The sequence below is a fragment of the Wolbachia endosymbiont of Tuta absoluta genome (assembly GCF_059414725.1).
The window spans coordinates 1-449 of the sequence record NZ_JBNRJY010000432.1 but is presented as its reverse complement, the minus strand read 5'-3'; the positions used below and the strand labels follow the sequence as shown (position 1 = coordinate 449).

Genomic DNA, 449 nt, shown 5'->3' with positions numbered 1-449 from the left:
TGTCATCCCAGTCCTCTCTTCTGTCATCCCAGTGCTTGACACTGGGATCTCATTTTATTTTATAATTTCATCATATAAATCAGCCCAATTTGGATTTTCCCTTTCAACTAAATCAATTTTCCATTCTCTTTTCCAGCTTTTCAAAAGTTTTTCTCTGTTCAGAGCTGAACCTACATCTTGAAATACCTCAAAATAAACTAATTTCTGCACATTGTACTTTGATGTGAAGCCAGAAATAACTTTATTTTTATGTTCCCAAATTCGTTTAGTTAGATTTGACGTTATACCTATATACAGAGCCTTATTGTGCTTGCTTGTAAGTATATAAACATAATAACTTTTCATATCTAGTAAATAAATTTACTAGATCGATCATTCAAATGATGAAATTTTATCCACCTTTTTGGTCAATTTGTATAATCCAGTTAACACACCACCAGCGCAAATTT

Annotated in this window: 1 protein-coding gene; it reads right to left on the bottom strand. The window is 31.6% G+C overall.

Features of this window, described 5'->3' with window-relative positions; all coding sequences use genetic code 11:
- Positions 1 to 54: 54 nt before the first annotated feature.
- Positions 55 to 345, bottom strand: a complete 291-nt coding sequence (locus ACJ5GX_RS04580) for a GIY-YIG nuclease family protein (protein WP_230609024.1) — start codon at positions 343 to 345, stop codon at positions 55 to 57.
- Between the last annotated feature and the right edge of the window lie 104 nt (positions 346 to 449).